The following is a 9,977-nucleotide window of genomic DNA, read 5'->3' as shown; positions in this document are numbered from 1 at the left end:
GGCGCTGCTCGGCCTCGACCACCTGGCGGCGGGCGCGCAGGCGCAGGCCCGGCTGCGCGAGGCGTACGAGGCGGGCCGGCCGGTGGCGGTCTGACGCCCGCTCGACGGACCCCCTCCCCCGCCGGATCCGCACGTCCGTCGGGGGAGGGAACCGGCGCACGCCGGGGGCGGGAACCGCGGGCCGGGTCCCGGTCGTGTTAGGCAGGTACCGACAACCGCCGCCGCCCGGGGAGACTTGTGCCATGGCCACGCCCCGCATCCTCCTCGCCGCCGTCCTGCTGGCCTGCGGCACCGCCGCGCTCACCGGCTGCACGCCCGCCGACTCCCGCTCCACGGTGGCCGCCGCCTCCGCCGCCGCCGGCGCCGACGAGGGCGCGGACGACCTGCTGGACGACGATGACGACCTCTTCTACGAGGACGAGGAGCCCTACTCCCCCGTGACCGACCCGTCCGCCGGGCCGTCCGCCGGGCCGGAGTGCGCCACCCCCACCGGACGCCCCGGCCACGAGGTCTTCCTCGTCGTCTCCGCCGGCCCGGCCGAACTCACCGCCCAGCCCGCCCGCTTCAGCTGTGGCGCCGGCCGCTACGAGCCCGCCGGCAGCCCGGTCCACTACGGCTTCGCGGGGGCGGGCGTGACGGCGACCCTGGTCGACGTCCCGAACGACGACCCGGCCAGGACCGTCCCCCTCGACGAGCTGATCGCCCACCTCGACGACTGCCTGGCCGAGCGCGACCCGGCCGACCCGTACGGCTGCCACGGCAACGCCTACGACGTGGTGCTGGACTCCCACGGCCGGATCATGCGCATCGCCGAGGTCGAGGGCCCCTAGGGAGTGCCTTGCGGGGAAGGACCTCCGAACCCGCTGATCCGACAGAGCTGGGTGGGGCGATACAAATCTTTATGTCATATAATCATGCGTTAACTATTAGTTAGGTTGCAGTTCCGGGGGGAACGTATGGGCGTTGTACTGCCGACCTATCTGGACACTGCCCTGGACGTGATCGGCGTCTCCTGGCCGAACGTCGATGAAGACGACTACCGCCACATGGCCACGGAGTTGCGCGAGTTCTCCCACAGCCTGGAGACCGGCACCGGAGACCTCCACAACGCCCTCGTGAAGATGGTGGGGACCAACGAGGGGCCGGCCATCGAGGCGATGGAAGCCCACTGGCGCAAGGTCAAGGACAACCACCTCAAGAAGCTGGTGGAGATCGGGCACCTGGCCGCCGACGGCCTGGACACCATCGCCGTGCTCATCGAGGGCGCCAAACTCGCCGCCATCGTCCAACTCGGCATACTCGCAGCCGAGATCGCGGCCGCGATAGCGGCGGCGCCGATTACCCTGGGCCTCTCCGCGCTGGAAGGCGTCGCCGGGCGACAGGTCTGCCGAGTCGCCGTCAAGCGCATCCTCAAGGAGGTGGAGCGGGCGGTCGTGGACCACATGACCGCCACGGTCCTGGGGCCGCTGGAGGACGCCCTCGGCGCAATGGCCGGCGACCTCGTCGTACAACTCGGGGCCAACGCCCTGGACCTCCAGCACGGGGTCGACCTCAAGCAGACCACGGCCGCCGGGGCCGCATCGATGCAGCTCAACTCGGCCGGCGGCGGGGGGAGCTCCGACGGCCCCGCGCCCGGCCAGATCAAGGTCGACCTGAACTCGTACAAGGAGCTCGACGGCGCGTTCTCCCAAGCGTCCACGCATTTCAACACGCACACCGCGGACAAACTCCACAAGGCCCGTCGGCACCAGAATCGGACTCGCGGCAAGGACGCCATAGCGAACGCGGCGAACGCCGTCGTGGACAAGACGATCGAGGGTATCAAGAAGGGGCTCTCGAAGGCCGGGCACCACGTCGGCGAGAACATGAAGAGCGGCGTCCAGCAGATGGCGAAGAGCCATGTCGAGCACGACGGAAAGACTGCCAAGCACTTCCACCAGATACACCGGCCGCAACCCGACCGTGACGCGCTCCGCGCCGGCCTCGGACCGACCCCGGTTTACCACATGAAGGACAACGGGGTCATCGAGCGGCTGACTCCGACCGGGCCCGCCAAGCTGACGGCAGATGATCGGAAGCTGCTCGGCGCCTCACTGAACCTGAACAGCCGCGACGCCGTTCCGCGACGCCCCGTGAACCCCAATAACCCGTATTCATGGGACCACGACAAGACCCCGAAGGAGGAGCGGCCCCGCAAGGAGTCCACGCTCATGGGGTTCTATGACGACGAGCTGTCCCGAGCCACACAGCTGGCCAGGCACGAGGCCAAGAAATCCCGCGGACCCCAGGGCAGCTACGGCAACTACGGCATCAAGGACGGAAAGCTCCAGTACACCAGCAACAACTACGCCTCACTCCGCGTCGAGAACGACGCCGGAAAGTTCATCCTGGTCGGGCGCAGTTTCCAGCCGATCCACTCGGAGAAGGTACTCGGAATCCCATTCCTCCAAAACGGCACCGGGGGTCACGTGAAGGATCTCTACACAGAACGAGAACCCTGTAGCGGCAGCAGCGACTGCAAGGCATGGGTTCCCAAATGGCTACCCCATGTCAACGTGTTCCACAGCGTCGAATTCGGGGCCTCCGAGGAGTCCATGGCCCGAGGAACCAAGGAGATGGAGGACCATCTCAACCGAATAATTCCCTACCCTCGCGCGAACAGTGACAATCCGCTGCATCTGGTCAAGCAGATTCACGGTCATCACTGACCCGGGCGGATACGGTAACATCGAGCCCTCCGCCGAAGACAGGGGAAAACCGATATGAGCCGGATCGATCGCAGCATGATGGAGTCCGTCTTCGAGGCCGAGGAACTGATCACCCTCGACGAGGACGCGCTCATGGCGATTCCGCACGAGCCGACCCGGGCATTCCTTCGCGACATCGGTCTCCCCGGCCAGTTCGACACCTGGCTGCAACTCGACGGGCCGCTTGCGGACGAGGGCGTGGTGACCATCGTGGACGCCGCCGGTGCGGCGGAGTTGGCTGCCAAGTACCCGGGCTTCGGTGTGGACACGTCCCGTTGGATGTCGATCGGCGCCATCGGCCTCGACAGCTTCGCACTCGACGTCGAGAACGGCACGATGTACTGCGTTCCCGAGAGCGGCGCCCAGCCCTGCGTCCTCAACAGCGGCATCGAGGCCTTCGCCTACTTCCTGTACGCGTTGGAGGTGGAACGGCCCAACTACGACCTTGAGGTGGCGGAGGGCCCCATCGTCGGCAACGCCGAGGACCGGCTCCAGGCGCTCATGGAGGAGGTGGACCCGGTGGCGCTGGCCAGCCCGGACTCGACCTGGTACCTCGTCCTCGAAAACGTCAAGCACCTGCTTGATTACAGGTAACCCGCCGAAAACCACCGAACGATCCAGGAGATTGACGTGACGCAGTCCGGCGACCGCCTCGTCCAGCGGTTCGGCGAAGCCGGCGTCCGCCGGTTCGACGCCGAGCAGACCGACCCGTTCACCGCGGAGCGACAGGCGCTGGAGAACATCAGCCGTCTCGTCCTGCCGCTCCAGGTGCTGCCGTACTTCCACACGGTGGCCGACGAACCGGCGTCCCTGAGCCGGTACGCGACCCTCATCGGGCGTCAGCTCGACCAGGAGTCCCAGCTCTCCTGGGCCCGCCTGGGTTCGGACCGCGCGTACGACCTCTGTGTCACCCCGGAAGGCACGGTCCGGGGCGCCATGCTCGGGTACGACGAGCCCGAGCGATTCGTCAACTCCACGCCCGAGGCCTTCGCCGAGGGGTTGCTCCAGCTGGACATCGCGCTGGAGGCGATCGGCGGCACGGACGATCCGGCTGTGGCCGGCGCCGCGCTGGACGGCCTGGAATCCGCCCTGCGGGCCGCCGACGGGCAGGCCCTCGCAGACCCTGAGCACTGGTGGTCGCTGGTACTGGAGGACATCCGGACCACCGCGAGCGTACTGTCCTATTCCTCCTTCGAGTTCGTCACCTCAGGCGGCGGGAAGCAGATCGTCACCGAGTCCAGCGCCCTCTGCGTGCACGCCGAGGAACGTGTCTGGTCCGCCATGTACGCTGCCGGCGTCGAGCCGGACCAGGTGACGCGGATCCACACCGAACTCCAGGCGTGCTTCATGCCGGGCCACTACTGCGCGTTCTGGCTGAAGCTGATGTTCCCGGACGCCGCTCTCACCCACAACGTGCCGTACGGCGACACCGCGGCCGAGCGGGCCGGCGGCCTCATCCGGCTCCAGGAGGCCCACGCCGCGACGGAAGAGCAGGCGTGACCGCTCCCAGCCCTGCCGCATGGCCTCCCTTGGAGGGGCCGACCGCCGAACTCGGGCTGCGGCTGCTGAGTTGGCTCTCCGATCCCCGGTCCAATCCACCGGTGGCCGTGGTTTCCGGGCCCAGGGGTTCCGGCAAGACGCGCTTGCTGGCGTGGCTGATGGCAGGATCGGACTCCAACCCCCACACGACGATCCATGCGGTCGGATTCGCCGGGGGACAGACGGCACGAACCTTGGCGTGGCAGCTCGGCCGACACCTGGGCTACGGCGCGCTGGAACCCGAGCCGCTCCTGGAACGGATCGCCGTCGATCCTCGGCCGCTCCGACTCCTGGTGACCGATCTGCACCTGGCCGGCTGCGTGCCGACCCACGTGGCCCAAGCCGCCCCGCAGCCGGTGATCACCGAGCTCGTGGCGCCGCTGCTGACGCTACCCCAGGTTCGTGCCGTCGTCGAGGTCGACGACCCACGGTTGCTCCGGTACGACCGGGCCCTGGAGTTGTCCCTCCCCTCTCGAACGCCCGTGAAACCGTCGCTCGCCTTCGGTCCGGTGCTGCCGGCGGATTCGCCCTGGGTGCCGCGGCCCCGAGCAGAGAACGTCCCTCCTGTCCTCGACGGGAAACCGACGGCCCCGCCCCCGGCGGGGCCGGGGGCGACCGAGCCCGTGCTCCCGCTGTTCCCCGCCGGCGCCGGCTGGCGCGCCGCTAGCAGCGAGGTGCGGGAGGGCGCGATCCGCCTCGCGTACAGATCCGGTATCGCCTACGAACTCCTGCGCGACCCCGGCTACTTGGCCTACGGCCCGATCCCGGCGATCACCGCCGCGTTGTCGGGCGAGGCCGCGCCCGCGGAGCTGTCCGCGGTGTGGAACGCAGCCGGCCCAGCGCTCTCCTCCGATGGCCTGCACGGTCCCGAACGGGCTTCGGTCGTCCGTCTCGCCGCGCTGGGACACGATGTCGAACTGGCGGAAGCAGCACGGCCCCTCACCGAGGGATCCCGGTGGAACGCCCTGTGGCACCGGCCCGGGGCGGCCGTCCCGGCAGTGGCGCCGCTCCCCGGGTCCTCGCACGGCGCCGGGACGGTCGTCACGGCGGACTCGCTGGGGCGTTGTACCGAGCGGGTGCTGTCGGACGGATCGGCGGTCCGCCGGCTGCCTACCCAGCAGCCTCTCGTTCCGACCGGTCTGGCCGCGCTCTCCCCGGACTTCGTACTCACTCTGGACGACTCGGGGACGCTCCGATCGACCCGCCTCGTCGATGGTTCGCCGCTACCGGCCACTGCGGACCGCTTGATGATCCACCACAACGCCCATGCGATCGACGGCTCCGTGGCAGCGGCATCGGCGATAGCCGCGCACCAAGGCCAGGTCGCCGTCGGTGACACACGGGGTCTGGTGAGCCTCTGGTCCCTCACCGATCACCTGGCGGGCCCACGGACCGTCCGCCTGCACGAGGTCGGGGTGACGGCCGTCGCCTGTCTCACCGTCGAGGCCGGCGTCACCACCACCCTGGTGGTGTCCGGAGGGCTCGACGGCACGATCCGCCTCTGGGACTCCACGAGCGGCGAGGTCATGCCGGGCGTCGTCGAACGTCGCCAGGCGATCCCCCTGGCGCTGGCGCTCGCGGACACCGACGCGGCGGGGCCGGTCCTGGCGACAGCCTGGTCCGATCTCCGACTTCACATCTGGCACCTGCGGCGCGCGCGGATGATCTCCGTTCCTCTGCTGTTCAGCCCCACGGGCATGGCGATCTCCTCGGACGGTGTCGTCATCGTGACAGGCCCTGCCGGGGCCGCAGCCGTTCGGATCGATCTCCTGAGCTCGTTCGAGACCGCCGAGGCGTAGCGACGGCCACTTCCGAGGGCGGTCGGCCCGGGACAGGTCAAGGCGCTGGGCTCCCGCTGGGGGAGGGCACGGGTGCGTACGGTCTGCGCAGGCTTCCGGGCTGCCTTCATACGGTGTAGAAGCGCCTCTCAACTGTTGACATTCGGCTGCGCTACGCGCATCGACCGCACGCCGACTGGGGGCTTTTGACGTTCGATACGTCCGCTGGGTCCTTCCTTGGGGCGGGTCTTACCTTTTCCGTCGTTGACCCGGTTTCGGCGGCTCTGCTTTGCTTCCGGCCGTCGGCGGTAACCGGCTCCCCATCCCCACGTCCCTGACCGTCCATGGCGGACCGTCAGTGGTTCCGCGCTGCCGTCGCCGCTCCTCCCCGTTTGTCCCCCACAGTGCCGCCGCGCCGTACCCGGGTGCGGTCGGCATCAGAGAGGAACCCTCACGATGGGCATCTCCCCCACCTCCCGTCGGATGCGGCTGCGCGCCCTGACCGGGCTCAGCGCCCTGGCCCTGGCCGCCGCCGGCTTCGCGGCCGCCCCGGTCGCCCAGGCCGCCCAGGACGACCGGCCGGCCGGCGAGTTCGCCGGGCAGCCCCACCCGTACCGGCACGGCGTGCACCCGACCAAGGAGAACGCCGGCCAGTCGGCCAAGCCCGCGAGCAACAACCTGAGGTACGGCGGCGGCGTGGACGGCATCGGCGTCACCACCGGCGCGCCGAAGGTCTACCTGATCTTCTGGGGCACCCAGTGGGGCACCCAGGGCACCAACTCCGCCGGCTACACCACGCTCTCCGGCGACCCGAAGGGCGAGGCCGTCCGGGCGCAGCAGCTGTTCAAGGGCCTCGGCACCAACAGCGAGACCTGGTCCGGCGTCATGACCCAGTACTGCGAGGGCGTCGCCACCGGCGCGACCAGCTGCCCGACCGGATCCACCCACGTCGGCTACCCGACCGGCGGCGCGCTGGCCGGCGTCTGGGTCGACGAGTCCGCCGCCGCGCCCAGCCAGGCCAGCGGCAACCAGCTGGCCGCCGAGGCCGTGAAGGCCGCCGGGCACTTCGGCAACACCACGGCCGCGTCCAACCGCAACGCGCAGTACGTGGTGCTGTCGCCGACCGGCACCCACCCGGACGGCTTCAACACCCCGAACGGCGGCTTCTGCGCCTGGCACGACTGGAACGGCGACACCACCCTGACCGGCGGCGCCGCCCCCTCCCCGTACGGTGACGTGGCGTTCACCAACGACCCGTACGTGACCGACATGGGCACCTCCTGCGGCCAGAACTACGTCAACAGCGGCAGCGCGGGCACCCTGGACGGCGTGACCATGGTGTACGGCCACGAGTACTCGGAGACCATCACCGACCAGAACCCGGCGGGCGGCTGGACCGACTCCACCGGGTACGAGAACGCCGACAAGTGCTCCTGGAACGGCGTCGGCGGGACGGGCGGCTCGCAGAACGTGGCGTTCGCGACGGGCACCTTCGCCATGCAGGGCACCTGGTCCAACGGTGTCAGCGGGTGCCAGATCTCGCACGCGATCGTCCACTGACGATCTGATCGCCGGAGCGCCGGGGTGGGCCGTGCGGGCCCGCCCCGGCGCTTCGCCATGTGCTCCCACGGCGTGTGTTCCTACGGTACGACCAGGCCGAACTCGTAGGCCTGGATGACCAGGTGGACCCGGTCGCGGGCGTCGAGCTTGGTGAACAGCCGGGCGACGTGGGCCTTGGCGGTGGCCACGCTGATGGTGAGCTCCGCGGCGATCTCGGCGTTGGACAGGCCCCTGCCGACCAGGGTGAGCACCTCGCGCTCGCGCTCGGTGACGGCCTCGGCGACGGGCCTGCGGGGCTGGGCGGGCCGGGCCGTTCCCTGCGGGCGGGCGGCGAACTCGCCGATCAGCCGGCGGGTGATGCCGGGGGCCAGCAGGGCGTCCCCGGCGGCGACCACCCGGATGCCGTCCAGGATGGTCTCCAGGGCGAGGTCCTTGACCAGGAAGCCGCTCGCCCCGGCCCGCAGCGCGCCGTACACGTAGTCGTCGTCGTCGAAGGTGGTGAGGACGAGGACGTGGGTGGGCAGGTCCGGGTCCGCGGTGATCCGGCGGGTGGCCTCGATGCCGTCCGTACCTGGCATCCGGATGTCCATCACGGCGACGTCGGGGCGCAGCCGGGTGACCAGCTCGACGGCCTCGGCGCCGTCGCCGGCCTCGCCGACCACCTCCAGGTCGGGGGCGTCGGCGATCAGTACGCGCAGGCCGGTGCGGATGAGCGGCTGGTCGTCGACCAGGACGACGCGGATCACGGTCCCACCTCCAGGGGGAGCTCGACGGGGGTCTGCTCGGGGAGCGGCAGGCGGGCGGCGACCAGGAATCCGCCCCCGGAGCGCGGGCCGGCGCTGAACTCGCCGTGCAGCAGGGCGACCCGCTCGCGCATGCCGGCCAGGCCGTAGCCGGTGCCGGGGGTGCCGGTCGCCGTTCCGGCGCCCAGGTCGACCACCGTGACGGCGAGCTCGTGCGGGCCGTACTCGACGGTGACGTGGCAGTCGCGGGTGCCGGAGTGCTTGACCACGTTGGTGACCGCCTCCTGGACGATCCGGTAGGCAGCGAGGTCCACCTCGGGCGGCAGGGTACGGGCTTCGCCGCGGCGGGTGAGCGCGACCCGCACCCCGGCGCCCGCCGCCTTCTTCACCAGCCGGTCCAACTCGCCCAGCCCCGGCACCACTTCGAGCGGCGCGGACTCCCCCTCGCCCTGCCGCAGCGCGCCCAGCATCCGGCGCAGGCCGGCCAGGGTCTCCCGGCTGGTGGCCTCGATCGCCTCCAGGGCGTGGCGGGTCTCGGCGGGCTGGGTGTCCATGACCCGGCTGCCCATGCCGGCCTGGATCGCGATGATGCCGATGTTGTGGGCCACCATGTCGTGCAACTCGCGGGCGATCCGCAGCCGTTCGGCGGTGATGGCCTGTTCGGAGGCCCGGCCGCGCAGCACCTCGGCGTGGGCGCGGCCCTGGTGGACGGTGTTGCCGACCAGCCAGGCGATCAGCACGGTCGCGGCGAAGCCGGCGTAGGCGAACGGGTTGACGGGGTAGTCGTTGACGGCGCCCCAGAGCATCAGCCCGGCGAGGGTGGCGAGCGGTAGCGCCAGGGCGCTCAGCGAGACCCGGCGGGAGCGGGTGGCCGCGCAGTAGCCGACCACCGCGTCGGCGATCAGGAACTGGAGCGGCGCGGTCTCCGGGACGCCCCACATCCCGAGCGCGAAGATGGCACCCGCCAGCGCCACCGCGATGGCCAGCAGCGGCAGCCGGACCAGCAGCGACGCGACCAGGGTGGTGACCACCGCGGTGACCACCAGCGGCATGTCCTCGGGGTTGCCGTGGTACTTGAACAGGTGCTGCAGCTCGTTCTCGCGCGTGAGGAAGCGGAACGCCACCAGGGCCGTCCAGAGCGCCCCCACCCACACGCCCGCGGGCAGACGCCTGAGCAGCGGCGGGCGGGGGTCGGCAGTGATCATGACGCGATGGTAGCCGCGGCCCGGACGGGGCACATTGGCCCGGGGGCGTAAGCCCCGGGGCCAGTGCGGTGGCCCGCGGTTGTGGCCCGCGGCCCGATGCCCGGGCCGGGCTCCGACCGGCAGCGTTGTCCCCGTGATCGAGATCGAACGACTGACCAAGCGCTACGGCGCCACCACGGCCGTCGACCGGCTGACCTTCACCGTCCGGCCGGGCGCCGTGACCGGCTTCCTCGGCCCCAACGGTGCCGGCAAGTCCACCACCCTGCGGATGATCCTGGGCCTCAACACCCCCACCGAAGGCACCGTCACCGTGGCCGGGGCGCCCTTCGCCGGCCGGCCGCGCGGCCTGCGGCACGTCGGAGCCCTGCTGGACGCGGGCGACGTGCACGGCGGGCGCAGCGCCCG

At 70.8% G+C, this 9,977-nt stretch carries 9 protein-coding genes; 7 read left to right on the top strand and 2 right to left on the bottom strand.

What is annotated here, in order from left to right; translation table 11 throughout:
* Window positions 1–242: 242 nt before the first annotated feature.
* The 6 genes from KS423_RS28155 to KS423_RS28130 all read left to right on the top strand — a co-directional run bounded on the left by KS423_RS28155 (window position 243) and on the right by KS423_RS28130 (window position 7,624).
* Window positions 243–830 carry a hypothetical protein gene (locus KS423_RS28155; protein ID WP_224282581.1) on the top strand — a complete coding sequence of 196 codons (588 nt, stop codon included), beginning with the start codon at window positions 243–245 and terminating at the stop codon, window positions 828–830.
* Window positions 831–956: 126 nt separating this feature from the next.
* The gene (locus KS423_RS28150) at window positions 957–2,708 is read left to right on the top strand and encodes a nucleic acid/nucleotide deaminase domain-containing protein (protein WP_224282580.1); all 1,752 of its coding nucleotides are present in this window, start codon (window positions 957–959) and stop codon (window positions 2,706–2,708) included.
* A 54-nt stretch (window positions 2,709–2,762) separates the two neighbouring features.
* Window positions 2,763–3,341: an SUKH-4 family immunity protein gene (locus tag KS423_RS28145; RefSeq protein ID WP_224282579.1), complete on the top strand. Its 579-nt coding sequence runs from the start codon at window positions 2,763–2,765 to the stop codon at window positions 3,339–3,341.
* A gap of 36 nt (window positions 3,342–3,377) precedes the next feature.
* Window positions 3,378–4,247, top strand: a complete 870-nt coding sequence (locus tag KS423_RS48125) for a nucleic acid/nucleotide deaminase domain-containing protein (RefSeq protein WP_224282578.1) — start codon at window positions 3,378–3,380, stop codon at window positions 4,245–4,247.
* A gap of 233 nt (window positions 4,248–4,480) precedes the next feature.
* Window positions 4,481–6,085 (top strand): hypothetical protein, encoded by a 1,605-nt coding sequence (locus KS423_RS28135; RefSeq protein WP_224282577.1) that lies wholly within the window; start codon window positions 4,481–4,483, stop codon window positions 6,083–6,085.
* A gap of 435 nt (window positions 6,086–6,520) precedes the next feature.
* Complete coding sequence (locus KS423_RS28130) at window positions 6,521–7,624, top strand: hypothetical protein (protein ID WP_224282576.1); 1,104 nt, start codon at window positions 6,521–6,523, stop codon at window positions 7,622–7,624.
* Between the two features lie 80 nt (window positions 7,625–7,704).
* On the opposite strand, the gene KS423_RS28125 is transcribed toward KS423_RS28130, so the two are convergent.
* Together KS423_RS28125 and KS423_RS28120 are read right to left on the bottom strand one after the other, a co-directional pair.
* Window positions 7,705–8,370 carry a response regulator transcription factor gene (locus tag KS423_RS28125; RefSeq protein WP_224282575.1) on the bottom strand — a complete coding sequence of 222 codons (666 nt, stop codon included), beginning with the start codon at window positions 8,368–8,370 and terminating at the stop codon, window positions 7,705–7,707.
* Complete coding sequence (locus tag KS423_RS28120; RefSeq protein ID WP_224282574.1) at window positions 8,367–9,572, bottom strand: sensor histidine kinase; 1,206 nt, start codon at window positions 9,570–9,572, stop codon at window positions 8,367–8,369. Before KS423_RS28120 ends, KS423_RS28125 begins: the two co-directional genes overlap by 4 nt.
* Before the next feature lie 133 nt (window positions 9,573–9,705).
* Here KS423_RS28120 and KS423_RS28115 point away from each other — a divergent pair.
* Window positions 9,706–9,977, top strand: a 272-nt coding sequence (locus KS423_RS28115; RefSeq protein ID WP_224282573.1) for an ATP-binding cassette domain-containing protein, incomplete at its 3' end; no start/stop codon positions are given.

Source organism: Streptomyces sp. LS1784, from assembly GCF_020103755.1.
In the GTDB taxonomy this organism is placed as follows: Bacteria; Actinomycetota; Actinomycetes; order Streptomycetales; family Streptomycetaceae; genus Kitasatospora.
The sequence above is the reverse complement of the archived record's forward strand: the minus strand, read 5'-3'. Positions and strand labels throughout refer to the sequence as shown.